Source organism: Pacificispira spongiicola (genome assembly GCF_012926505.1).
Taxonomy (GTDB): domain Bacteria; phylum Pseudomonadota; class Alphaproteobacteria; order UBA8366; family Aestuariispiraceae; genus Pacificispira; species Pacificispira spongiicola.
On record NZ_JABBNT010000002.1, the window covers coordinates 732,638 to 754,783 of the forward strand.

Below are 22,146 nucleotides of genomic sequence, written 5' to 3' on the forward strand. Positions count from 1 at the left end.
ACTCCATATGCCCGGATCGCGCGAATGCGATGCCGGAGCGACTTGTCCCACGGTGCTTATGAGGGGTTTCGGGTCCGCAGGCGTTTCGGACGGTGAGGTCCTAGTTTATTCTGCAGTCGTTACTCTCTCAAAAACGGCTGCGGGGCCGTCACGGGACGGACAATGCGCCGGAGAGAGTTGAAACGCAAGACAAAACTATGAAATCAGAAATCGTCGGGAACCCGGAAGCGGACGCCGTCCAGTTCCTCCGTCACCCGGATCTGGCAGGACAGGCGGGACGTTTTCGTCAGGCCGAAGGCGAGATCGAGCATATCTTCCTCGTCATCGCTGGGCGCCCCCAATTTGTCGTACCATTCCTGATCGACGACCACGAGGTGACAGGTCGCACAAGCAAGCGACCCTTCGCAGGCCGCTTCGATATCGATACCGTTGTCGACTGCGGTTTCCATGACGGACAAGCCCGGTTTCGCATCCACGACGGTTTCGCTTCCGTCCCGGTTGATGAACGTGATTTTCGGCATGAATGGGATACTCCGGTACTGAAATCGCCTGATGGCCGCTTATTTGGGCCACGCGGATGGCGTTGTCAAAAACTAAGCGGCATTCGCTTAACCCGCCCCCGTAAGGCGAGTCATGGCGGCGATCAGATTTTCCGCTGCGGCGTCGATTTCCGCCGGTGTCGTAAAACGGCCCAGACCGATCCGGATTCCGGCGGCGGTCTTGGCCGGGTCCTGGCCCAGCGCCTGCAACACATGGCTGCCTGCATTCCCTGCGGATGAACAGGCAGACCCGCCGGAGATAGATAGGCCCGGTACGGCGGCCAGCAGCTCCGCCGTTTCAATACCCGGCAGGGTAACATTCAAATTTCCGGCGATGCGCCGTTCCGCATGCCCGTTCAGAGTGAGCGTCGGGACCGTGGTTCTAAGCCGCTGCCACAGATCGTCCCGTAGCCCGCGCAATCGGCTGGATTCCGCCTCGTTTTCCCGCGCAGCGATTTCCGCCGCAGCGCCCATACCGACACATAGCGGCGTCGGCACGGTGCCGGACCGTAACCCGCGCTCCTGCCCGCCGCCGTCCATCAGGGCGGCCAGCGTGACTTTCGGTTTCCGCCCCCGAACGTAAAGCGCGCCGATCCCTTTCGGACCGTAAATCTTGTGACCGGAGACGCTCATCAAGTCGATGGCCATTTCATCGACGTTCAGCGGGATTTTGCCGTAACCCTGCGCCGCATCGGTATGGAACCACGCCCCGACCCTGCGCGCCATCGCGCCGATTTCCGAGAGCGGCTGGATCACCCCAATCTCGTTATTCACCGCCATGATCGACACGACCGCTACCCGATCGTCCAGAGCCGCGTCCAACCGCGCCAGATCGACCAATCCGTCGCTTCCAACCGGCAGGATAACGGTTTCGAAGCCTTCGCGGTCCAGCCGGGCAACGCTTTCCAACACGCATTTATGCTCGCTGGCCACGGTCACGACCTTGTCACGGCCTTCCGCCTCGCGCCGATATCGGGCCGCGCCCTTGATCGCCAGATTGTTGGATTCCGTGGCGCCGGAGGTGAAGACGATATCCCGCGCCCGCGCCCCGATCGGGTCCGCGATCTGGCGGCGGGCGGTTTCCACCGCTTCCTCCGCTTCCCAGCCATGGCGGTGATCCGCGGAATGGGGATTGCCGAAGGCAGTGGTGAAATAGGGCACCATCCGGTCGACCACGCGCGGGTCGCAGGGCGTCGTCGCCTGATAATCCAGGTAGATCGGACGCACGGGATTGTTGCCGGTCATGCGCCGCCTCCCAACCGGACTGCCAGCCGGACCGCCATGATCTGATATGCTTTCAGGAATCCGGCGATTTCCTCCGCCGTCGTTTTCCAGCCCAGGCTGATGCGGACGGCCGATCCGGCGATGTCCTCGGGCAGGCCCATGGCGCTCAACACATGGCTGGTCTTCACCTTGCCGGAGGAACAGGCGGATCCGGCGCTAACCGCATAACCGGCAAGGTCCAGGGCAATCACCTGCTTTTCCGCCGGTACGCCGGGCAAGGCGACGGACAGCGTATTCGCGATCCGGTCCATATGCGTGGCGATCAGCACCGCCGCCGGCACCGTGGCGGCAATGCCGCGTTCCAGCCGGTCGCGCAGGGCCACGATACGGTCGCGTTCTTCCTGCCAGATGGACTGCAGGGCCGCCGCCGCCGCGCCGAAGCCGACGATACCCGCCGTATTCTCCGTTCCGCCGCGCCGCCCGCGTTCCTGGCCGCCGCCGCGCGTCTGGGCCGTCAGGGGCAAATCCGTCTTCAGGACGAGCGCGCCGATACCGGGCGGCCCGCCCAGCTTGTGTGCGCTGACACTCATCGCCGCGGGGCTCAGCCCGCCGAAATCCAGCGCCATCCGCCCGGCGGCCTGAACGGCATCGACATGCAGGACGGCCCCGGCTTCCGCGACGATTGCCGCGATATCCGCAAGCGGCTGGATGACGCCCGTTTCGTTATTGGCGGCCATGACGGATACCAGATCGCCCTCTCGAACCACGCCGCGCAGGGCGTCCAGATCGATCCGTCCCGCGCCATCGACCGGTAGCAGGACCGGGTCGGAAACGGCGTTCAGAACACTGTCATGTTCGATGGCGGACACCAACACACGCCTGGAGGGCAGACCGCGCAGGGCGAGGACATTCGCCTCGCTCGCCCCCGATGTGAAGGTCACGGAACCGGGTTTCGCACCGACCAGGTCCGCCACCTGGGCCCGTGCCGCCTCCACCTTGTCGCGCGCCGCGCGTCCGGCCGCATGGACGGAGGACGGATTGCCGCCCAGGCGCAACATATCCATGACCGCATCCGCTGCTTCCGGGCGGATCGGACTGGTCGCATTATAGTCGAGGTAAACCGTTTCGCGCATCATTGCCGCGTTTTCCCACGCCGCCCCGCTCTTGCCAAGCGGGCGGCGTGGCACCATTCAATTCGGGATCAGCCCTTTTTGGCGCTGGCCGTGTTGTCGTCGGAGTCGACCGGGAAGCCGAAGTTGGGACGCTGTTCCGCGTCCGCCAGACGGGATTCCAGATCACCGACCTGCGCCTTCAGGATTTCCACCTGCTGCATCAGGCCTTCAATCGCCCGGGCCGCCGGATCGGGCAGATCGCCCAGCGGCGTCCCATAGGGCGCGAAGCCGTCTTCCGTCCGGCTGGCACGACCGGCAACCGGCTTCGCCGGGATTCCGACCATGGTCGCCCCTTCCGCGACATTCTTGATGACGACGGCATTCGCCCCGATCCGCGCGCAGCGGCCGACCGTGATCGGCCCCAGGATTTGCGCGCCGGACCCGACGATGACGTTATCTTCCAGGGTCGGGTGACGCTTGGTGCAGCGCTGACCGTCCGAGTTTTCAGCCGGGGACACACCGCCCAGGGTAACATCGTGATACAGCGTCACATTGTCGCCGATTTCCGCCGTTTCCCCGATCACGACACCCATGCCGTGATCGATAAAGAAGCCCTTGCCGATTGTCGCGCCGGGATGGATTTCGATCCCGGTCACCCAGCGGGCGAATTGGGAAATCCCACGCGCCAGGAAGAACCAGCGATGACGGTAGAGCCAGTTGGAAAGACGATAGTAACAGATCGCATGAAAGGCCGGATAGAACAGCACAACTTCCAAACGGGAGCGTGCGGCCGGGTCGCGCGAAATCATCGCGTCGATATCGGAACGGATCGTGTCGAACATATTCGCCACCTTTCTATCCGGCATCGTCCAGAAAAGGGCCACGATGGCGCTTTTGGAACCGATTGCGGGCCCCTACATATACGGCGGGCTCAATCGCCGTCAAGGAATGGGCCCATCAAACTTTCACCTTAGCGCTTGTATCCGCCGCCCGCCGCGTTTACGGAGAAGGGCTGGGTTGAAGGCTTTAACCGTTACCATTCCACCGGAGAGAACATGCCGGAAGTCATTATCAACGGACCTGAAGGCCGCCTGGAAGGCCGTTACACGCATGGCAATTCGGACACCGCGCCGATCGCCCTTTTCCTGCATCCGCATCCGCAACATGGCGGCACGATGAACAACCGTGTCGTTTACGAGATGTATCATACCTTCGCGAAGCGCGGCTTTTCCTGTCTGCGATTCAATTTCCGGGGTGTGGGCCGGTCCCAGGGCGTCTTCGCCCGGGGCGAGGGCGAATTGTCGGATGCCGCGACCGCGCTGGACTGGCTGCAGACCTATAACGAAAACGCCCGCGACTGCTGGATCGCCGGATTTTCCTTCGGCGCCTGGATCGGCATGCAGCTTCTGATGCGCCGCCCGGAAATCAACGGCTTCATCTCCGTGGCCCCGCCCGCGAATATGTATGACTTCACCTTCCTCGCGCCCTGCCCGTCGTCGGGTCTGATCGTCCATGGCGACACCGACGACATCGTCCCGCACGAACAGGTCGGCAAGCTGGTCGACAAGCTGCGCGCGCAGAAGGGGATCACCATCGATTACGAATTGATGCCGGATACGAACCATTTCTTCACCGGCAAGGTCGACGACCTGAAACAGTCGGTCAGCGATTATCTGGACAAGCGGCTGGCTTAAGCCACCCTTTTTTCGTCATCCTGAAACGCGTACCAAGCGCCCTCCGGTCATCGGCCGGGGGGCGCGTGTCGTTTGGGGGAAGCTGATTGGCAGACCCAGCAGACTACGCACCGCCATGAAGGCGAAGGCCTGGGCCTCCAGCGCGTCGCCGTCCCATCCGACGCTCTCCACCGGATCGACCGGCACACCGATCCGTTCCGCCAGTCCGCGCATGATCGTCGGGTTGCGCCGCCCGCCGCCAGTCACCAGAACCCGGCAAGGCCGCGTCGGCAGCAGGTCCGCGCCGCGCCCGACGCTTTCCACCGTGAAGGCCGCCAGGGTCGCCGCGCCGTCTTCCAGCTCCAGGGCCTCTACCGGCGTCGGATCGAAGGCATTGCGGTCCAGCGATTTCGGATAAGGTGCGCTGAAATAGGCGTTGTCCATCAATGCCGCCAAAACACCGGCATCGACCGTCCCGGCGGCGGATACCGTCCCGTCGCGGTCCATCGCTTCCGTCCCGTTCCGTCCGATCCAGTCGTCCAGCAGGGCATTCGCCGGGCCGGTATCGAAGGCGACGGGCTCGCTGTCCGGGCCTTCCAGATAGGTCAGGTTCCCGACCCCGCCCAGATTGAGGACGGCCAGCGGGAAGTCCAGGTCCCGCGCCAGGGCCCGGTGATAGACGGGGGCCAATGGTGCGCCCTCCCCGCCCGCCTGCACATCCGCGCCGCGCAGGTCATAGACCGTGTCGATCCCCACCGCCCGCGCCAGGCGGTCGCCCAGACCGATCTGCCACGTCCATTGTCGCGCCGGCATATGGTTGATCGTCTGTCCGTGAAAGCCGACCACGTCGATATCGGACGCGGTCAGTCCGGCCTGCGCCAGAAGATCCTGCACCGCCGCCGCATGCCGGTCGGTCAGATCCGCCTCCAGCGCCGAGATTTCCGCCGTCGGTTCCATCGCGCCCAGGGACGATCGCAGCCGCGCCCGGAATTCCGGATCGTAGGACCGGCACAGGCGCGCCCCCTTTGACAGGATCGCCTCCCCATCCGTTTCGATCACGGCGGCGTCGATACCGTCCAGGCTGGTGCCGCTCATCAGGCCGATCGCGCGATACTGTCGGGTCATTTCGGGCATCCCTTCGATTGCCGGTTTGCACGCTTCATGCTATGCCGCGCCGCATCAACTAATCAATCAGTGAAAATCGGATCATGACTGACGTAAAATCGGACTTTCTGAAGGCTGTCCGCGACCGCGGCTTCCTGCATCAGTGCACGGATATGGAGGCGCTCGACGCCCGCGCGCTTGAAGGTCCGATCCCGGCGTATATCGGCTTCGATGCCACGGCGGACTCGCTGCATGCGGGGTCCCTGGTGCCGATCATGCTGCTGCGCCTGCTGCAACGGACCGGGCATAAGCCGGTCGTCCTGATGGGCGGCGGTACGACGAAGGTCGGCGACCCCAGCGGCAAGGACGAGGCCCGTAAGCTGCTGACCAACGAGGATATCGCCCGCAACATGGCCGGGATCAAGAAGGTCTTCGAAAAGTTCCTGACCTTCGGCGACGGCCCGACCGACGCGATCATGGTCAACAACGACGACTGGCTGTCGCAGCTTCAATACATCGATTTCCTGCGCGACTACGGCCGTCACTTCTCCGTCAACCGCATGCTGAAATTCGACAGCGTGGCGCTGCGCCTGGAACGCGAACAGCCGCTCAGCTTCCTCGAATTCAACTACATGATCCTGCAGGCCTACGATTTCGTGGAACTGAGCCGCCGCCACAATGTCTGCCTGCAGATGGGCGGATCGGATCAATGGGGCAATATCGTCAACGGTGTCGAACTGGGCCGCCGGACGGAAGACGTGTCCCTGTTCGGGCTGACCGTGCCGCTGCTGACCACCGCGTCGGGCGCGAAGATGGGCAAGACGGCCAGCGGCGCGGTCTGGCTGAACGAAGAACGATTGAGCGCCTACGACTACTGGCAATACTGGCGCAACGCGGAAGACGCGGACGTCGCCAAGTTCTTCCGCTTGTTCACCGACCTGCCGCTGGAAGAAATCGCGGAGATCGAAAAGCTGGAAGGCGCGGCGATCAACGAGGCGAAGATCCGCCTGGCGAACGAAGTCACCGCCCTGTGCCACGGCTGGGATGCGGCCAATGCGGCGGCGGAAACGGCGCGCAAGACCTTCGAACTGGGCGCGGTCGGCGACGACCTGCCGACGGTGGAAATCACCGCCGCCGAACTGGATGCCGGGATCGGCGTGCTGGAGGCCCTGACCCGATCCGGCCTGACGCAGAGCAACGGCGACGCCCGCCGTCAGATCAAGGGCGGCGCGATCCGCGTCAATGACGAAAAGGTCGAAGACGACAAGCTGACCCTCGGCACGGCGTCCCTGGTCGATGGGGTGATCAAGCTATCGATGGGCAAAAAGAAGCATGCCTTGCTGAAATTGGCGTGATTTCGGCGCAAAATGAGGGGAAAGGTCGTGGGGAATGCCCTGCGGCTTTTCGCCTCAATTTTGTGATCACATTTCGTTCACATCTATAATTCATAATGTTTGGATTATAGGGAGTGAAAAATGTCGACCGGAATTCGCGTTACCCCCATCGGGTCTATACGTACACCATACAAAACCCTCGACGAGTGTCCGAAAGGCCCAGACGAGAATAACGGCAAGGCCAAGATCGAACTGCTGCCAAACTACGCCGACGGCCTGTTGAAGCTGGAGGCGGAAGAAGTCGACCTCCTCTACTGGTTCGACAAGGCACCGCGCGATCAACTGCGTGGGGTCAGCCCCCATGACGGGATCGAACGCGGCGTATTCGCCATGCGCTCCCCCCATCGGCCGAACCCGATCGCGCTGTCGCGGGTGAAACTGCTGTCGATCAGCGGCAATATCCTGACGGTCAGCGGCATGGACTGCCTGGACGGCACGGCCCTGCTGGACATCAAACCCGCACCGCGCAAACGTTAGGCGGCGGGTTCCAGAATAACGTAGAGCTTTTTCGCGGCGCTTAGGTTGCGCCATGTCCCGGCAAAGCCCGCCGGGACCACGAAGGCGTCGCCGGGGCCGAAGCGTCGGCTGCCGCCCTGCCTATCCGATATCTCGACTTCGCCTTCCAGCAGGTGGCAGAACTCGTCCTCGTCATAGGACACGGTCCAGCACCCGGCCTCTCCCGTCCAGATCCCGCAATGGAACCGACCCGACGCATCGGAAAAGACGTTCTGCACGGTCTGGCCGCAGGCACCCTCCAGAAGTTTCTCCGGTGCCGGAGCGAAACTTTCAACCGGCGCGTCCGTACCGGTAAAGGCGGCAATGTCGTTTACGCTACGGATCATGGAAATTACCTTCGGTAAATTCAGACTATTTCTAAAACTAGATTAAGAAGGGTTTTATCTCTTCAATATCCTTTAGCAAATCTGACATCTGTGCGATCGATTTTTGCCGAGTATCTCCTTAATCCGCGTGAATTTTAGAGGCTTGAGAAATGAATGAACCAGACATATCGTTTAACTTGTTATATATCAAAATAATTACGTTTAGGGAGATCACGGATGACTTCAGAAAACCAAAAAAAGTACGTATGGCGATACTTTTTGGCTTCGGCAGCGATAATCACAGCCATCATACTCGGTTACACAATTTATATTTTTTGTAAGTCAGATAGTTTTTCAAGCAAAACAATGTAAATATTTGGATTGTTTGGAGATAGTTTCGGTATATTAACCTCTTTATTTTCTGGATTAGCCTTTGTAGGAATAATAGCAACCATACTATTACAAAAAAATGAACTAGAGCTACAAAGAGACGAACTTTCCTTAACCAGAAAGGAAATATCAATACAAAATGAGACCTTAAAAAAACAGCTTTTCGAAAACACGTTCTTTCAATTAATCAGAACCTTAAATGAAATTGTCTCTTCTCTTGACTTGCAGAAGAGCACCTCCTCACGCACAACTATATCGACCGGAAGGGACTGCTTTATCATATTTTACCGTTCCTTAGAAAACGCTATACAAGAAAAAGATTCTCGAGGAAAACCAAGCGGACGGCACCCCAAAATTCTCGAAATAATAAATGACCGGTATGTAATTTTTTACAAGAATCACAACCAAGACCTAGGTCATTATTTTCGACTAATGTACAGAATATTCTTATACATAGATAACTCCGAGGAGATAAATAAGTTATTTTATGCAAAAATATTGCGTTCTCAAATAAGCGACTATGAACTGGCAATACTATTCTATAATGGAATTTCAGAAAATGGCAGAAATAAGTTTAAACCACTGATTGAGAAATACAGTCTGTTCGACAATCTTCCAGAGTCGTTAATTTTCGACAAATCGCATAAGCAATTTTATGATGAAATAGCATTTGGTGTTAAAGAAAAATAATGAAGGATCAAAGGCTCGTCGCGCTGCGGGCGGCTTGGTCGTAAAGGCCAGACAGGGCCCGCAGCGTGCGGGCGGTGTCGTGGATGTCGTCGGGATTGACGCCGCCCAAGGCCTGAAAGGCATCGACAAGGCAGGCCTCGCGGACTTCCCTGTATTTCCGGCATGCCTCCCGCCCGGCTTCGGAGGTCTGGTAGAAGACCTCCTTCCCGCGTTTTTCGGCCACGACGAGATCGGCCTTCAACAGCTTCTTGAGCGCGTAGTTGACGGTATGCGTATCCTCGACATTCAAGGTGAAGCAGATATCGGCCAGCCGTTTCACGCGGTCGCGGTGGTTCGCGGAATGCAGCACCATGATGTCCAGGGACGACAGATCGCCATATCCCGCCGCCGCCATGCAGCGCGTGATCCAGCGCTGAAAGGCGTTCCAGCCGACCATCAGCCCGTATTCGTATTCGCTCAACTCCGCCGCCTGTTCGGAGACGAGATGCGCCGAAGCAACGATACGGTTCTTCGACATGGCCTGTTCCTTCCTCTTTTATTTTACCGCCAAGAGCGCCAAGGAGGGCGCAAAAGAATGCTAAGCCGGCTTCGCCGTTTTTCCTTTGCAGTCCTTGGCGCCCTCCTTGGCGTCCTTAGCGGTTCCCCTTACCTCAAGCCTTGCCGTAGCCGCCGCCGCCGGGGGTTTCCAGCACGAAGACGTCGCCGGGCATCACATGGCGCAGATCGGTCGAGCCCATCTCGTCGCGCGAGCCGTCGGTGCGTTCGACCCAGTTGCGGGCCAGCGCGCCCGGCTCCCCGCCCGCCATGCCGTAAGGCGGGATTTTCCGGCGGTTGGCCAGGATGACGATGTCCACTTCCTCAAGAAAGCGAACGCGGCGCCGCACGCCGTCGCCGCCGTGATGCTTACCCTTACCACCCGTACCCTTCAGGATTTCAAAGCTTTCCAGCAGGACAGGCAGACGCCATTCCAGGATTTCCGGGTCGGTCAGGCGGCTGTTGGTCATATGGGTGTGGACCGCATCGGTGCCGTCGAAATCCGGTCCGGCCCCGGTGCCGCCGCAAACGGTCTCGTAATATTGGTGCGTGTCGTTGCCCCAGATGAAATTGTTCATCGTGCCCTGGGCCGCCGCCATGACGCCGAGTGCGCCGTAGAGTGTGTCGGTGACGACCTGCGACGTCTCGACATTGCCGGCGATGACCGCGCCCGGATAGCGGGCGTTCAACATGCAATCCTCCGGCAGGACGATTTCGATGGGCTTCAGGCAGCCCTCGTTCATCGGAATTTCGTCGTCGACCAGGGTGCGGAAGACATAGAGCACCGCCGCACGGCAGACCGCGGAGGGTGCGTTGAAATTATTCTCCCCCTGCGGCGAGGTACCGGTGAAATCGACCTTTGCCGAGCGGTTCGGCTTGTCGATGGAGATCGTGACCGTGACTTCCTGGCCGTTGTCGAGCGGATAGGTAAAGGCCCCGTCCTTCAGCACGTCGATGACGCGGCGCACGGATTCCTCCGCATTGTCCTGAACGTGGCCCATATAGGCCTCGACCGTCTCCAGCCCGAAATGGGAGACCATCTTACGCAGTTCCTGCAGCCCCTTTTCGTTGGCCGCGAGCTGGGCGCGCAAATCCGCCTCGTTCTGCGCCGGGTTGCGCGCGGGATAGAGCGCGCCGGTGAGCAGGTCGTGCAACTCCTGTTCCCGATAGTCTCCGCGATCGACAAGTTTGAAATTGTCGATCAGCACGCCTTCCTCGTCGATATGCTTCGAATCCGGCGGGGCGGACCCCGGCGTGCGTCCGCCGATATCGGCGTGGTGGCCTCGGCTGGCGATGAAGAACAGGATCTTGGCGCCCGCCTCGTCGAAGACCGGCGTCACGACGGTCACGTCCGGCAGGTGGGTCCCGCCGTTATACGGATTGTTCAGGACGAAACTGTCGCCCGGATGGATGCCGTCCGGATTGTTGCGCACCACGGCGCGCACGCTTTCGCCCATAGAGCCCAGATGCACCGGCATATGCGGCGCATTGGCGATCAGATTGCCCTCCGCGTCGAAAATGGCGCAGGAGAAATCCAGCCGTTCCTTGATGTTCACGGAATAAGCGGTGTTCTGCAGCGTGTAGCCCATCTGCTCCGCAATCGACATGAACAGATTGTTGAAGACTTCCAGCATGACCGGATCGGCCTGCGTGCCGATGGCGACCTGACGCGGCAGCGCCTCGACGCGGGTCAGAACGATATTGCCGATGGCGGTCAATTCGGCCTCCCAGCCCGGCTCGATAATGTTGGTGCCGGTACGCTCGATCAGGATCGCCGGGCCTTTCACCTTCTGCCCCGGGACCATGACATCACGATCATAGACCGGCGCCTGTACTTCCTTTCCGCCCATAAAGGCTGTGACGGTTTCGACCGGTGACACCGCATCGCCCGCCGCCGCCAGCGCATCGGCGGACAGATCGAAGGTCCGCCCGATCGCCTCGACGGACAGGGCGGACGCAACCAGCCCCTTGCTGCCCATCAGGAAACCGAAACGACTGCGATAGGCTTCCTTAAACGCCGCATCCATTTCCGGCAGCGGGCCGAACGGAACCTCGATGGCGGTGTCAGAGCCGTCGTAACGGATATGCACCTTGCGCAGGATGGTGCGGTGGTCTTCCGGTACGTCCTGATCCTTCAATTCCTGTTCCGCCTGATCGGCCATCGTGTCCAATTCGGCGGTCAAACGGTCCAGCAGGGTATCGTCCAGCGGCTGTTCGACCGACCGTTCGCGCATCGCGCGGATATCGGCCAGTCCCATACCATAGGCCGACAGAACACCGGCGAAAGGATGGATCAGCACCTTGGTCATGCCCAGCGTATCGGCGATCAGGCAGGCATGCTGCCCCCCCGCGCCGCCGAAGCATTGCAGGGCATATTCGGTCACGTCATAGCCGCGCTGAACGGAGATTTTCTTGATCGCATTCGCCATGTTTTCGACCGCGATTTTCAGGAAACCGTCGGCGATTTCTTCCGGCGTGCGTTTCGTGCCCGTCGCCTTTTCGACCTCGGCGGCGAGCGCCTCGAATTTGACGCGCACGGCCTCGGGGTCCAGCGCCTCGTCCTGGTTCGGGCCGAACACCTTGGGAAAGAATTGCGGCTGCAACTTGCCCAGCATGACGTTGCAGTCGGTAACGGCCAACGGACCGCCCCGGCGATAGCAGGCCGGGCCCGGATTGGCCCCGGCACTTTCCGGGCCGACGCGGAAGCGCGCACCGTCGAATTGGCAGATCGACCCGCCGCCCGCCGCGACGGTATGGATCAACATCATCGGTGCGCGCATGCGCACCCCCGCCACCAGCGTCTCGAAGGCGCGTTCGTATTCGCCGTCAAAATGCGCGACATCGGTCGAGGTACCGCCCATGTCGAAGGTGATGACCTTTTCGAAACCGGCCTGTTCCGCCGTTTTCACGGACCCGACGATACCGCCTGCCGGACCGGACAGGATCGCGTCCTTGCCCTGGAACAGGCTGGCATCGGTCAGGCCGCCGTTCGATTGCATGAATTGCAGGCGCACGTCGCCCAGCTCCCCCGCGACCTGCTGCACATAGCGACGCAGGATCGGCGACAGATAGGCATCAACCACGGTCGTATCGCCGCGTCCGACGAATTTGATCAGCGGGCTGGTCTCATGGCTGGTCGACACCTGGGTGAAACCGATTTCCCGCGCCAGATCGGCGATCTTCTTTTCATGATCGGGCACGCGGTAGCCGTGCATCAAAACGATGGCCGTCGCGCGGATACCGTCGTCATAGGCGGCCTGCAGCTTCGGGCGCAAATCGTCGAGGTCGAGCGGGATCAGGACCTCGTCATGGACATTCACGCGTTCGACGACTTCCTCTACCCGTTCATACAGCATTTCCGGCAGGACGATATGCCGGTCAAACAGGCGCGGGCGGGCCTGATAGGCGATGCGCAATTGATCGCGGAACCCTTTCGTGACGACCAATAGCGTCCGATCGCCCTTGCGTTCCAACAGGGCGTTGGTGGCGACCGTCGTGCCCATCTTCACGGCGTCGATCTTGTCGGACGGAATCGGGTCCCCGGCTTTCAGGTCCAGCAGATCGCGGATGCCCTGAACGGCGGCGTCCTTATACGCCTCCGGATTTTCGGACAGCAGCTTATGCGTCAGCAGGGTGCCATCGGGCTTGCGCGCCACGACATCGGTGAACGTACCGCCCCGGTCGATCCAGAATTGCCAACCGTCGCGTTCGTCCCGCACCACGTCTTGAGCCGCCGTCATCATATCCCTCCGGTTAAAAGACGGATAACGATCACGATTTATCGATAAATTGTCAACGTTAATTCTCGAACGTGAGGGAATCCCCCCCGCTTACGAAAACCCCATACGCAACAGAACCACGCAGACGGTTCCGATGGCGACGGCGACGATCAGCGGCAACCGCCAGGCGGCAAGCGCCGTGATCGCGGCGGCAATGGTTTCCGCCGGGCCGGTTGCCAGCGCCGTCGGCACGATCAGAGCGGTCAGCACTGCCACGGGCATCGCCTCCATCGCTACGGCGGCCCGCCCCCGCAACGTGACATACCGGACCAGAACGTAACCGCCGAGCCGCATCGCCAGCGTGACCAGCGCCATCCCCGCAATCGTCATCAGGTGTACTGTATCGACCGTCATGCTTCGGCCTCCTGCGCGGACGCGTCCGCGCGGCAGGTCAGGGCGGCAGCCGCCATCCCCGCGACGGCCCCGGCAAAGATATACCAATGGCCGGAAACGTATCGGTGCACGACCCAGGCGGTCAGCGCCGAGGCGCAAATCGCCAACAACGACGACCGCCCCTGCCACAGTCCCCGGATCAAGCCGATGAACAGGGCGGCGAACATGAAATCCGCCCCGAACCGCGCGGGATCGTCGATCGCCCCGCCGAACACGGCGCCGACCCCACACCAGAACGGCCAGTTCAGATAGAAGAAGCCGACAAGCCCGGCGACATATCCCGGCGTCAGGTCATGGGTCTTTCGCCGACGCAGGGCGAGCGCCCAGGTTTCGTCCGAATGAATGCCGACAAAGCCCAGCCGAACAACCAAAGGCAACGTTCGAAGATGCGGACGCAGTGCGGCCCCCATCAGAAGATAGCGTGAATTCGCCAGGGCCGTGGCCGCGATCACCGCAAGCACCGGCACCGGATGAGCCCAGACCTCAATCGACACGAATTGCGCACCGCCGGCATAGACGCTGGCGCACATCAAAACGGTTTCAAGCGGGCTCAACCCCTTCTGCGCAGCCAGCGTACCGAACAGCAGGGCAAAAGGAACGACACCGAGTGTCAGCGGCGCGATATCCAGAAAACCGCGCCGAAATTCCGGCAGAAACGAGGGGTTCGACGACATGGAACGACCTTATGATACTGACTTCATGCCTCCTTCTATCGTTCGCGGTTTGACGTGGATTGTAAAAAATTGCGCTGACGTCCCCAAACCGGCGCGCGACGGTCCCGCCGCGGCCGATGACGCCCCTAGGACAGGAAGGCCGCGCGGTAATGTCCGGGCGTGACGCCGTGAACGGATTTGAACAGGCGGGTCAGATGCGCCTGATCGTAAAATCCGCAATCCACCGCGACATTGGCGGGCTGGTCGCCCATCGACAGCAACCGCCGTGCCTTGGCGATACGGCGCCCAGTGACCCAGGCATGCGGCGTCTGACCGATGGCCTTCCGGAAGGTTCGGATCAGGCGATACGGGCTGAACCCGACCAATGCCGCCAGTTTCTTCAGGTCCAGGTCTTCCGCCAAATTGTCTTCGACGAAGTCCTGCACCGTTGCGACGGCGCGATCTTCCCGTCCCACCCCTATTTCCGGGCCGTCGAGGTCGGCATGGCGGCGGATCAACAGGCTTGCCGCCTCCAGAAAGGCGCTGTCCCGTTCAAGATGGGTGGGCGCATCCTCCAACGTCCGGTGCGCGCCGGACAGGAGACGAAAGACCTCCGGATCCTCGACCAGGGCCTCGCGGAAATGCAATCCGCCCCCATGGCGTTCCGTCACTTGCCCGCGCACTTCCGCCATCAGGTCGATGGACGGGTAAAACATGCGATAGCGATAGCCGTTGCCGCCCGGACGGCCGTCATGCAGTTCCCCCGGATTGACGAGGCACACATCGCCCGCGACGGCGCGGTGTTCAACGCCCTTCAGCCGATATTCCTCAACCCCGCTTTCGATCACGCCGATCACGTATGTATCGTGGGTATGCAGGGAATATTCGTGCTGCACGAAGGTTGCGGACAGGCATTCAAGATCGTCCCAGCGCGCGTCGCGCCAGAAGCATACCTTGTCCCGTTCGCCGATGCGGCCGGGATCGACCGCCTGTTCCTGTGTAATCGCCGACATGCCGGGACTTTATCAGTTCCGATCCCGTCGGACTTGTACAAAATTGCGGCCCTTTCCCGACCAGCGAATGGAAAAATTAAGGTGCCTAGGCCTTGCATAAAAAACAGCGAAACAGCATATCCATGCGCGGGGGATGGCTGAATAGGCCGTTAGGAAGTCGCCTGTCGGTACAGCCGAACCGGCGCGCCAAAAATCGCGGAGTCTCTTTTTTCATGGATGTGGTCTATCTGGTAGCCGGTCTGGTCATCCTGTTCGTCGGTGGCGAACTGACCGTCAGAGGGGGCGTCGGCCTCGCCCGGTATCTCGGCATTTCCGCGGCGGTCATCGGATTGACTGTCATAGGCTTCGGCACGTCGGCACCGGAACTGGTCGTCACGGTTCAAGCGGCGCTCGCCGGGCAAAGCGGGCTTGCGGTCGGGAATGTCGTCGGCTCGAACATCTCCAACCTCCTTCTGATCCTTGGCACGGGCGCGGCGATCTGGCCGATGAGCTGCACCGTCGGCGCCGCGCGGCGCGATGCGGGCGTCATGACGGCCAGTGCGGTCCTGCTGGTCGGACTGGGTCTGTATGGCGTGATCCTGTGGTGGCACGGCGTCCTGATGGTCGCGGCGCTGATACTGTACCTGTTCCTGACCTACCTGCAGGACAAGCGGGATCAGGCATCCTGCGAATTCCACGCCAGCGAGGCGGAGGAAATCGAAAACGCGCCAACATCGCTGCCGAAGATCATCCTGTTCACGCTGCTGGGCCTCGTCGGCCTGATCGTCGGGGCGGATTTGATGGTCAAGGGTGCGATCGGCATCGCGGAGAAATTCGGCGTTCCGGACAGCATTATCGGACTGACCGTGGTCGCGCTGGGCACCTCCCTGCCGGAACTGGCCGCGACGGTCGTCGCCGCCTATCGCAAACACACCGATGTCGCGATTGCGAACGTCCTGGGCTCCTGCACCTTCAACGTCCTGTCGATCCTGGGCATCACATCCCTGGTCGCGCCCTTGTCCATCGACCCTGATATCCAACGGATCGACCTTTGGGTGATGTTGGCCGCGACCGTCTTGGTGACCGCCGTGTTGCTGTTCCGTTGTCGAATCGGCCGGGCCACGGGGCTGATCTTCCTGGTCGGCTATGTGGCGTATATCGCAAGCCTTGTGCCGCGTTCCGGATTATCCTGACGGGCGTCACAGCTGTGTCATGAAGGCGTGATAGGTGCGCGTGCATCATGACCGCGATCAAGAACATCCTTCTCGTAACCTTCGACCAGTGGCGCTGGGAATGTCTCTCCGCGCTGGGCCACCCGATCCTGCAGACGCCAAAGCTCGACGCCTTCTGTCGGGACGCGGTCCTGTTCAAGAACCATTGGTCGGTGACCTGCCCCTGCGGGCCGGGCCGGTCGGCGCTTCTGACCGGGACATACCTGCATAAGAACCGCGCGTTGCGGAACGGCACGCCGCTGGACCGCCGATTCACCAATATCGCGTTGGAAACGCGCAAGCTGAATTACGACCCGGCGCTATTCGGCTATACCGACATTTCGCCGGACCCACGCGGCGCGCCCCATCGCGACCCGATCTTCAATTCCTATGAAGGTGTGCTGCCGGGCATGACCCGCATCTGCCGCCTGGACGAGGATTTCGGCACCTGGTTCACCGATCTGGAAGCCAAGGGCTACATCATCCCGGCGCAACCCTGGGATATTTTCCGCCCCGCCAAGCCGGTCGCCGGGAAGGGCTATAGCTACGCCCCCGCCTCCTTCAAGGCGGAAGACAGCAACGCCGCCTTCCTAACGAATTCCGCGATTGACTATGTCTCCGCCCGGCGTGGTCAGAAATGGTTCGCGCATATCACCTATATCAGCCCGCACCCGCCCTGGATCGTGTCCGAGCCGTATCACGCGCGCTACGACGCCGCCGACGTGCCGATGCCCGTCCGGGCGCCCAGCGCGGAAGAGGAAGGCGCCCTGCATCCCTGGCTGAAATACCGCATCGCCTATGGCGGGCAACCGACGAAGCCGGGGTCGGGTTTGGTCATGGGGCGCGACTACGACCCCGCAACCATGCCTGAGGCCGAATTGCGCCAGTTGCGCGCGACCTATTACGGCATGATCAACGAGGTTGAGGACAATTTCGACCGCCTGCTGGACCACCTGAAGGCGACGGGCGAATACGACGAAACGCTGATCGTCCTGACCTCCGATCATGGGGAGCAGTTCGGCGATCACTGGCTGTTCGGCAAGACCGGCTTTTTCGACGAGAGCTATCATATCCCGCTGATTATCCGCGACCCGCGGCCGGCGGCGGATTCGGCACGCGGGCGTCAGGTCGACGCCTTCACGGAATCCGTCGATGTCATGCCGACGATCCTGGACGTTCTGGGCGCGCCGATACCGCGTCAGGTCGACGGCTATCCGCTGACGTCCTTCCTGACCGGCGGCACGCCGGACGGTTGGCGCATGGAAGCGCATATCGAATACGATATCGGAGACCCCAGCCTGGGCACGGCGGAAGCCGCCCTGAGCCTGCGCAGCGACGAATGCGGATTGGCCGTAATTCGCTCCGCCGAATACAAATACGTTCATTTCGCGGCCCTGCCGCCGCTGTTGTTCGACCTGCGCAACGATCCCGACGAGCGTATCGACCGGTCGAAAGACCCGGCCTATCGCGAAATCATGTTGGAAATGGCGCAGCGGCTGTTGTCCTGGCGGATGAATACCGAAGAACGCGAACTTACCTATTGCCACATTGCGGACGGCGTGAACGAATATCGCGACGACCGATACGATTTCCTGCGATAGACGAACCCATACCGACATGACCCGTTCCGACCTTCCGCGCCTGATCGGCCATCGCGGCGCCGCCGGGCTTGCCCCGGAAAACACCATGGCCGCTTTCCGTGCCGCCCATGCCGCCGGATGCCGTTGGGTCGAATTCGACTGCATGCTGACACGGGACGGCGAAATCGTCGTTCATCACGACGATGCGATTGACCGGACGACCAACGGCACCGGCCTGATGTCGGATATCGACCTGGCCGCGCTGAAAACGCTGGATGCAGGCGCGTGGTTCGATCCCGCCTTCGCCGGTCAGCGTGTACCGACCCTGGCCGAAATTGTCGCGCTGCTCGCCGAATTGGGGATGGGCGCGAATGTCGAAATCAAACCGGTCACCGGTCACGAGACCGAAACCGGCATCGCGGTCGCGCGCTTCCTGACCGCCTCCTGGCCGGAAAACCTGCCGCCGCCCGTCGTGTCGTCCTTTTCGCTGGCAGCATTGGACGCCGCGCGTCGGGAAGGACCGGGACTGGACATCGCCATCCTGTGGGAAGATGTGCCCGGTGATTGGCACGACCATCACATCCGCCTGAAGGCCAGCGCCGTGCATACGGATGCCGCGCGCGTCAGCGATGCCAGCATCGCGGCCTTCCGGGATGCCGACATTCCCTTCCGTTGCTATACGGTGAATGATCCCGATCGGGCGTCGGCATTGTTCGCCAAGGGATGCCAATCCGTCTTCACCGACTTCCCTGACCGTTTGGCACAGGTATAGCGAAGAACTGCATGTTTCCGCGACCGCCGGGAACGGATAAATTTCCACGATGACAGACCGTTCCACCCAACCCGCAGGCATTTTGGCCGACGCAGAGTCCGAACGGAAATTGGCGACGGTTCTGCTGTTCCTGACGCCCTTTTTCTTTTGCGCCAATATGCTGGTCGCGAAGGCGACCGTCGGCGTCATCCCGCCGATCCATCTGGCCTTTCTGCGCTGGTCCGCGACCTTCATCCTGCTGATGCCGCTGGTCGGTCCGCGTCTGTGGGTGAGGCGCGGCGCGATCTTTCGCGAATGGATGGACCTGTTGGTCCTCGGCGCCTTGGGCATGGGGGTTTGCGGTGCCTTCGTCTATATCGGCGCGGAATCCACCAGCGCCACGAATATCGGGCTGATCTATTCCGCCTCTCCCGTTCTGATCATCCTGTTGTCGGGGATGTTCTACGGCGAGGACGTGTCACGCCGCCAGATCCTCGGCGTTGCGGCCAGTCTGGCCGGGGTTCTCGTCATCGTCTGCCGGGGCGATCTGGGCGTCCTGCTCAGCCTCAATTTCACGTCGGGCGACCTTTGGATCGTGGCATCGACCATATCCTGGGCCGTCTATTCCGTTCTATCGCGGCACCGGCCCAGCGAAATGGGCCTGTCCACACGTTTCGCCGCCGTGACTCTGGCCGGGGTCATCGTCCTTGCGCCGTTCACCGCCTGGGAAGCGTCACAAGGTCACGTACCGGATTATAATTGGGAAACCTTCGGCTGGATCGCCATGCTGGCCTGTATCGCGTCCTTCGGCGCGTATCAGCTCTACAGCTATGTGCAGAAGGTTCTCGGCGCGGGCCGATCCAGCCTGCTGATGTATCTGGTGCCGTTGTACAATGCCGGGCTGGCCTGGGCCCTTCTGGGGGAACAGCCGAAGATGTATCATATGGTCGGCGCCCTGATGGTGCTGCCCGGTCTGATGCTGGCGACCCGAAAGGGAAAGTGATGCTGTTTCCCGGTTTCAGGGAAGAGAGGATTTCGGTCAGCCATGATTTCGGCACCGATATCGCGCTGCATGTCCGCATCGGCGGAAACGGGCCGCCGTTGCTGCTACTGCACGGCTATCCGCAAACCGGGGCGATGTGGCACCGGATCGCGCCGCAATTGGCGGAACGCTTCACCGTGATCGTGCCGGACTTGCGCGGCTACGGCGCGTCGGCGAAACCGGACAGCGATGCGGCGCATCTCCCCTATTCCAAACGCGCCATGGCCGCCGACATGGCCGCCCTGATGCGTCGGTTGGGTTATGACCAATTCCAGGTCGCCGGCCACGACCGGGGCGCGCGGGTGACGCATCGGCTTTCCCTCGATTACCCGGATCGTGTGACTAGGGCCGCCGTTCTTGACATCGTGCCGACACGAATCTTGTTCGCAACGGCGACGCGGTCGGTCGCGATGGCTTATTACCACTGGTATTTCCTGGCGCAGCCCGCGCCCTATCCGGAAACACTGATCGGCGCGGATCCGATCTATTACTTCCGCTACACTGTCGGCGGGTTGAGCCAATCGGGGACCGGCTTCTTCGATCCGATCGCCCAGGCCGAATACGAAGCGGCTTTCGCCGATCCTGCCGTGATCCATGCATCCTGCGAAGACTATCGGGCCGCCGCGACGATCGATCTCGACCATGACGACGCGGATATCGAAACGCCTGTCCAATGCCCCCTTCTGGTTCTGTGGGGAGAACATGCACCGATGCACAAACATTACGACGTGCTGGGAACCTGGAAGGAACGCGCCCGCAACGCTCAGGGTCACCCGGTCGAGGCGGGTCATTTCCTGGCGGAGGAAAACCCCGACGCGACCCTCGCGGCGCTGCTCGATTTCTTCGACGTTTAGGGCGCGCCGCCCTCAATCTCTCGCTCTTTTAGAATCCGGTCGATCAATCCCCATTCCAGGGCCTCTTCCGACGTCATGAAACGGTCGCGGTCCATGGCCCGCTCGAATTCCTCGTAAGAGCGTCCGCAATGTTCGGCATAGAGCCGCGTCATGCGCTGCTTGACCCGCAACGTCTCTTCGGCGTGGATCAGGATATCCGACGCTTGGCCTTGATAGCCGCCCAACGGCTGATGGATGTGAACGCTGGCATTGGGCAGTGCCGCCCGATGCCCCGCTTCCCCCGCCATCAGAAGGAACGATCCCATCGACCTTGCCGTCCCCATGCACAACGTATGCACCGGCGAGCGGATATAGCGCATCGTGTCGTAGATCGCGAGGCCGCTGGTCACGACCCCGCCCGGCGAGTTGATGTAGAAACCTATCGGCTTGTTGGGATTTTCCGCCTCCAGAAACAGGAACTGCGCGCAGATCAGCGCGGATACCGTATCGTTCACCTCCCCGTTCAGGAAGACGATCCGCTCCCGCAGCAGCCGCGAATAGATATCGAAAGACCGTTCCCCCCGGCTGGATTGTTCGACCACCATGGGGACGAGTTGCATCGCTTCGCGCATCGGCGAATTCCTTTCGTGATGGAATTTTTTGAGGGCGGTCGCCGCGTCAGGCGGCGAGCATCATCACCGGGCCGTTATTGTTGGCGGCAGCCTTCGGTGCGGTCACGACCCGGACATCCGTCAGATCATGAACGATCCGCAGCATTGTACCGCCGCCTTCCGCCGGATCGACCGTGAAGGTCACGAGGCTTTCCAAGAATGGCGGTTCCGCGTCCCGCATCCTGTACCGAACCTGACGTCCCGGCGTCAAAATGGACGGGGCGGGGTCCGCCAGCGTATCCGTCGGCAGCCAATTCTTTCGGAAGTCGCGGATACTGAGCGCGCGCCAGACCTTTTGCGGCGGCGCGTCGAGTTCGTATTCGAACTCCAGCCCGATGGGGTGCGTCTTCGTCTCTTTGTCGGTCATTGGTCCATATCCTTCAGCAGGGTTTTCAAGGCGTCGATGCGCTCGGGCCAGAAGGCACGATATTTCGACAGCCAATGCGCCACGACATTCAGCCCGGCGGGGTCGACCTGATAATTCACGAAACGCCCCTGCCGTTCTTCCTTAACCAGCCGCGCATTGCGCAATACAGACAGGTGCTGGGACATCGCCGGTTGGCTGATTTCCATACCCTCGCGCAGACTGCTGGCATTCATTGCACCGGATGCCAGCTTGTCGAAAATCGCGCGGCGGGTCGGATCGGCCAAGGCCTTGAAGATATCGTTCTCTATCATGACAACACATAAGCACACACTTATGCATTGAGCAAGACGGATTCGACGGATGGAGTCAGGTTCTACGGGTTGACTTAGGGCG

Annotated in this window: 22 protein-coding genes and 1 pseudogene; 9 read left to right on the plus strand and 14 right to left on the minus strand. The window is 61.1% G+C overall.

The annotated features are described in order from the left end of the window. Window positions 1-203: 203 nt before the first annotated feature. From HH303_RS08750 to epsC, 4 genes are all read right to left on the minus strand, one after another. Entirely contained in the window at window positions 204-521 is a 318-nt protein-coding gene (locus HH303_RS08750; protein ID WP_169624854.1) for a ferredoxin family 2Fe-2S iron-sulfur cluster binding protein, read from the minus strand. A gap of 87 nt (window positions 522-608) precedes the next feature. Next, window positions 609-1,784: a cysteine desulfurase family protein gene (locus HH303_RS08755; RefSeq protein ID WP_169624856.1), complete on the minus strand. Its 1,176-nt coding sequence runs from the start codon at window positions 1,782-1,784 to the stop codon at window positions 609-611. After that, entirely contained in the window at window positions 1,781-2,899 is a 1,119-nt protein-coding gene (locus HH303_RS08760; protein WP_319637349.1) for a cysteine desulfurase family protein, read from the minus strand. The genes HH303_RS08755 and HH303_RS08760 overlap by 4 nt, the downstream gene beginning before the upstream one ends. Window positions 2,900-2,964: 65 nt before the next feature. Then, the gene (gene epsC / locus HH303_RS08765; RefSeq protein WP_169625099.1) at window positions 2,965-3,717 is read right to left on the minus strand and encodes a serine O-acetyltransferase EpsC; all 753 of its coding nucleotides are present in this window, start codon (window positions 3,715-3,717) and stop codon (window positions 2,965-2,967) included. 213 nt (window positions 3,718-3,930) lie between these two features. Here epsC and HH303_RS08770 point away from each other — a divergent pair, with 213 nt between their 5' ends. Then, window positions 3,931-4,569: an alpha/beta hydrolase gene (locus HH303_RS08770; protein ID WP_169624858.1), complete on the plus strand. Its 639-nt coding sequence runs from the start codon at window positions 3,931-3,933 to the stop codon at window positions 4,567-4,569. 15 nt (window positions 4,570-4,584) lie between these two features. Here the strand turns inward: HH303_RS08770 and HH303_RS08775 are convergent, their stop codons facing one another. Further along, a complete protein-coding gene (locus tag HH303_RS08775) occupies window positions 4,585-5,682 on the minus strand; it encodes an anhydro-N-acetylmuramic acid kinase (protein WP_406611039.1) in 1,098 nt (365 codons plus the stop codon). Between the two features lie 74 nt (window positions 5,683-5,756). On the opposite strand from HH303_RS08775, the gene tyrS reads away from it, so the two are divergent. Both tyrS and tsaA read left to right on the plus strand, forming a co-directional pair. Further along, window positions 5,757-7,007 carry a tyrosine--tRNA ligase gene (gene tyrS, locus HH303_RS08780; RefSeq protein WP_169624861.1) on the plus strand — a complete coding sequence of 417 codons (1,251 nt, stop codon included), beginning with the start codon at window positions 5,757-5,759 and terminating at the stop codon, window positions 7,005-7,007. 120 nt (window positions 7,008-7,127) lie between these two features. After that, window positions 7,128-7,523, plus strand: coding sequence for a tRNA (N6-threonylcarbamoyladenosine(37)-N6)-methyltransferase TrmO (gene tsaA / locus HH303_RS08785; protein ID WP_169624863.1), 396 nt, complete (start codon window positions 7,128-7,130; stop codon window positions 7,521-7,523). On the opposite strand, the gene HH303_RS08790 is transcribed toward tsaA, so the two are convergent. Further along, window positions 7,520-7,888 (minus strand): cupin domain-containing protein, encoded by a 369-nt coding sequence (locus tag HH303_RS08790; RefSeq protein ID WP_169624865.1) that lies wholly within the window; start codon window positions 7,886-7,888, stop codon window positions 7,520-7,522. The genes tsaA and HH303_RS08790 overlap by 4 nt on opposite strands. Before the next feature lie 591 nt (window positions 7,889-8,479). Here HH303_RS08790 and HH303_RS20355 point away from each other — a divergent pair. Then, on the plus strand, window positions 8,480-8,947 hold the full coding sequence (locus HH303_RS20355) for a putative phage abortive infection protein (RefSeq protein ID WP_227421687.1): 468 nt from the start codon (window positions 8,480-8,482) through the stop codon (window positions 8,945-8,947). Between the two features lie 7 nt (window positions 8,948-8,954). Here the strand turns inward: HH303_RS20355 and HH303_RS08800 are convergent, their stop codons facing one another. The 5 genes from HH303_RS08800 to HH303_RS08820 form a co-directional block, all read right to left on the minus strand. After that, complete coding sequence (locus HH303_RS08800; protein ID WP_169624869.1) at window positions 8,955-9,464, minus strand: winged helix DNA-binding protein; 510 nt, start codon at window positions 9,462-9,464, stop codon at window positions 8,955-8,957. Between the two features lie 133 nt (window positions 9,465-9,597). Beyond that, entirely contained in the window at window positions 9,598-13,221 is a 3,624-nt protein-coding gene (locus HH303_RS08805; protein ID WP_169624871.1) for a hydantoinase B/oxoprolinase family protein, read from the minus strand. A gap of 90 nt (window positions 13,222-13,311) precedes the next feature. Next, window positions 13,312-13,614, minus strand: coding sequence for an AzlD family protein (locus HH303_RS08810; protein WP_169624872.1), 303 nt, complete (start codon window positions 13,612-13,614; stop codon window positions 13,312-13,314). Beyond that, complete coding sequence (locus HH303_RS08815; protein ID WP_169624874.1) at window positions 13,611-14,327, minus strand: AzlC family ABC transporter permease; 717 nt, start codon at window positions 14,325-14,327, stop codon at window positions 13,611-13,613. Before HH303_RS08815 ends, HH303_RS08810 begins: the two co-directional genes overlap by 4 nt. 125 nt (window positions 14,328-14,452) lie before the next feature. Beyond that, complete coding sequence (locus tag HH303_RS08820) at window positions 14,453-15,319, minus strand: AraC family transcriptional regulator (protein ID WP_169624876.1); 867 nt, start codon at window positions 15,317-15,319, stop codon at window positions 14,453-14,455. A gap of 212 nt (window positions 15,320-15,531) precedes the next feature. On the opposite strand from HH303_RS08820, the gene HH303_RS08825 reads away from it, so the two are divergent. The 5 genes from HH303_RS08825 to HH303_RS08845 are packed head-to-tail and all read left to right on the plus strand — an operon-like array spanning window position 15,532 to window position 20,736. Then, window positions 15,532-16,491 carry a calcium/sodium antiporter gene (locus HH303_RS08825; protein WP_169624878.1) on the plus strand — a complete coding sequence of 320 codons (960 nt, stop codon included), beginning with the start codon at window positions 15,532-15,534 and terminating at the stop codon, window positions 16,489-16,491. 47 nt (window positions 16,492-16,538) lie between these two features. Then, window positions 16,539-18,110 (plus strand): alkaline phosphatase family protein, encoded by a 1,572-nt coding sequence (locus HH303_RS08830; RefSeq protein WP_169624880.1) that lies wholly within the window; start codon window positions 16,539-16,541, stop codon window positions 18,108-18,110. A 16-nt stretch (window positions 18,111-18,126) separates the two neighbouring features. Beyond that, the gene (locus tag HH303_RS08835; protein WP_169624882.1) at window positions 18,127-18,861 is read left to right on the plus strand and encodes a glycerophosphodiester phosphodiesterase family protein; all 735 of its coding nucleotides are present in this window, start codon (window positions 18,127-18,129) and stop codon (window positions 18,859-18,861) included. Between the two features lie 49 nt (window positions 18,862-18,910). After that, a complete protein-coding gene (locus HH303_RS08840; RefSeq protein ID WP_169624884.1) occupies window positions 18,911-19,843 on the plus strand; it encodes a DMT family transporter in 933 nt (310 codons plus the stop codon). Further along, on the plus strand, window positions 19,843-20,736 hold the full coding sequence (locus HH303_RS08845; RefSeq protein WP_169624886.1) for an alpha/beta fold hydrolase: 894 nt from the start codon (window positions 19,843-19,845) through the stop codon (window positions 20,734-20,736). The genes HH303_RS08840 and HH303_RS08845 overlap by 1 nt, the downstream gene beginning before the upstream one ends. Here the strand turns inward: HH303_RS08845 and HH303_RS08850 are convergent. The 3 genes and pseudogenes from HH303_RS08850 to HH303_RS08860 all read right to left on the minus strand — a co-directional run. Beyond that, window positions 20,733-21,404, minus strand: a pseudogene (locus HH303_RS08850) (ATP-dependent Clp protease proteolytic subunit); the annotation flags it as partial. The gene HH303_RS08845 and the pseudogene HH303_RS08850 overlap by 4 nt on opposite strands. Next, window positions 21,394-21,753, minus strand: a complete 360-nt coding sequence (locus tag HH303_RS08855) for an SRPBCC family protein (protein ID WP_169624890.1) — start codon at window positions 21,751-21,753, stop codon at window positions 21,394-21,396. The pseudogene HH303_RS08850 and the gene HH303_RS08855, both read right to left, overlap by 11 nt. Continuing rightward, complete coding sequence (locus HH303_RS08860; RefSeq protein ID WP_169624892.1) at window positions 21,750-22,064, minus strand: ArsR/SmtB family transcription factor; 315 nt, start codon at window positions 22,062-22,064, stop codon at window positions 21,750-21,752. The genes HH303_RS08855 and HH303_RS08860 overlap by 4 nt, the downstream gene beginning before the upstream one ends. Between the last annotated feature and the right edge of the window lie 82 nt (window positions 22,065-22,146).

What these genes read in the sequence shown, in the direction of transcription:
- HH303_RS08855 (WP_169624890.1), bottom strand. Translation starts at nt 21,753, where the DNA reads ATGACCGACAAAGAGACGAAGACGCACCCCATCGGGCTGGAGTTCGAA.
- HH303_RS08760 (WP_319637349.1), bottom strand. Translation starts at nt 2,899, where the DNA reads ATGATGCGCGAAACGGTTTACCTCGACTATAATGCGACCAGTCCGATC.
- HH303_RS08860 (WP_169624892.1), bottom strand. Translation starts at nt 22,064, where the DNA reads ATGATAGAGAACGATATCTTCAAGGCCTTGGCCGATCCGACCCGCCGC.
- HH303_RS08845 (WP_169624886.1), top strand. Translation starts at nt 19,843, where the DNA reads ATGCTGTTTCCCGGTTTCAGGGAAGAGAGGATTTCGGTCAGCCATGAT.
- tsaA (WP_169624863.1), top strand. Translation starts at nt 7,128, where the DNA reads ATGTCGACCGGAATTCGCGTTACCCCCATCGGGTCTATACGTACACCA.
- HH303_RS08790 (WP_169624865.1), bottom strand. Translation starts at nt 7,888, where the DNA reads ATGATCCGTAGCGTAAACGACATTGCCGCCTTTACCGGTACGGACGCG.
- HH303_RS08770 (WP_169624858.1), top strand. Translation starts at nt 3,931, where the DNA reads ATGCCGGAAGTCATTATCAACGGACCTGAAGGCCGCCTGGAAGGCCGT.
- HH303_RS08820 (WP_169624876.1), bottom strand. Translation starts at nt 15,319, where the DNA reads ATGTCGGCGATTACACAGGAACAGGCGGTCGATCCCGGCCGCATCGGC.
- epsC (WP_169625099.1), bottom strand. Translation starts at nt 3,717, where the DNA reads ATGTTCGACACGATCCGTTCCGATATCGACGCGATGATTTCGCGCGAC.
- HH303_RS08835 (WP_169624882.1), top strand. Translation starts at nt 18,127, where the DNA reads ATGACCCGTTCCGACCTTCCGCGCCTGATCGGCCATCGCGGCGCCGCC.
- HH303_RS08825 (WP_169624878.1), top strand. Translation starts at nt 15,532, where the DNA reads ATGGATGTGGTCTATCTGGTAGCCGGTCTGGTCATCCTGTTCGTCGGT.
- HH303_RS08775 (WP_406611039.1), bottom strand. Translation starts at nt 5,682, where the DNA reads ATGCCCGAAATGACCCGACAGTATCGCGCGATCGGCCTGATGAGCGGC.
- HH303_RS08810 (WP_169624872.1), bottom strand. Translation starts at nt 13,614, where the DNA reads ATGACGGTCGATACAGTACACCTGATGACGATTGCGGGGATGGCGCTG.
- HH303_RS08750 (WP_169624854.1), bottom strand. Translation starts at nt 521, where the DNA reads ATGCCGAAAATCACGTTCATCAACCGGGACGGAAGCGAAACCGTCGTG.
- HH303_RS08800 (WP_169624869.1), bottom strand. Translation starts at nt 9,464, where the DNA reads ATGTCGAAGAACCGTATCGTTGCTTCGGCGCATCTCGTCTCCGAACAG.
- HH303_RS08755 (WP_169624856.1), bottom strand. Translation starts at nt 1,784, where the DNA reads ATGACCGGCAACAATCCCGTGCGTCCGATCTACCTGGATTATCAGGCG.
- tyrS (WP_169624861.1), top strand. Translation starts at nt 5,757, where the DNA reads ATGACTGACGTAAAATCGGACTTTCTGAAGGCTGTCCGCGACCGCGGC.
- HH303_RS08805 (WP_169624871.1), bottom strand. Translation starts at nt 13,221, where the DNA reads ATGACGGCGGCTCAAGACGTGGTGCGGGACGAACGCGACGGTTGGCAA.
- HH303_RS08840 (WP_169624884.1), top strand. Translation starts at nt 18,911, where the DNA reads ATGACAGACCGTTCCACCCAACCCGCAGGCATTTTGGCCGACGCAGAG.
- HH303_RS08815 (WP_169624874.1), bottom strand. Translation starts at nt 14,327, where the DNA reads ATGTCGTCGAACCCCTCGTTTCTGCCGGAATTTCGGCGCGGTTTTCTG.
- HH303_RS08830 (WP_169624880.1), top strand. Translation starts at nt 16,539, where the DNA reads ATGACCGCGATCAAGAACATCCTTCTCGTAACCTTCGACCAGTGGCGC.